Source organism: Gilvimarinus gilvus, from assembly GCF_030518155.1.
Lineage (GTDB): Bacteria > Pseudomonadota > Gammaproteobacteria > Pseudomonadales > Cellvibrionaceae > Gilvimarinus > Gilvimarinus gilvus.
Genome location: NZ_JAULRU010000510.1, coordinates 1 through 462, shown reverse-complemented (window position 1 = coordinate 462; position 462 = coordinate 1). Strand labels below are relative to the sequence as shown.

Below are 462 nucleotides of genomic sequence, written 5' to 3'. Positions count from 1 at the left end.
GCGAGGTCTGTTCGAGACGAGTCTGATACCAGCTAAGAATATAGGGACGACAACATTCCATATCGCTATCGAGATAGATCGCACCAATGATAGCTTCAACGGTATCAGCCAGTATAGAATCACGGCGGAAACCACCGCTTTTCAATTCACCGGAGCCCAGTCTGAGATAGTCTCCCAGTTTCATCTCTCTTGCCAGCTCAGCAAGAGTTTCCCCTTTAACCAGTAGCGCCCGTAATCGGCTTAGCTGCCCCTCTTTCGCTTCAGGGAAACGAAGATAGAGCGCTTCGGCGATCACAAAATTGAGAATCGAATCGCCCAGAAACTCAAGACGTTCATTATTACGCTTTCCATGACTACGATGAGTCAGCGCCAGTTCAATCTTGCTTTCATCGTTAAACTTATAACCCAGCTTTTTCGCCAGGTCTGTAGCAGGCTTTATAATCAACGGATAATCACTTCATA

The 462-nt window shown here is 46.8% G+C and carries 1 protein-coding gene; it reads right to left on the bottom strand.

All coding sequences use genetic code 11. The annotated features are described in order from the left end of the window. Positions 1 to 445 (bottom strand): ribonuclease III (gene rnc, locus QWI17_RS09130; protein WP_368045336.1); only part of this gene is annotated, 445 nt, incomplete at its 3' end. Between the last annotated feature and the right edge of the window lie 17 nt (positions 446 to 462).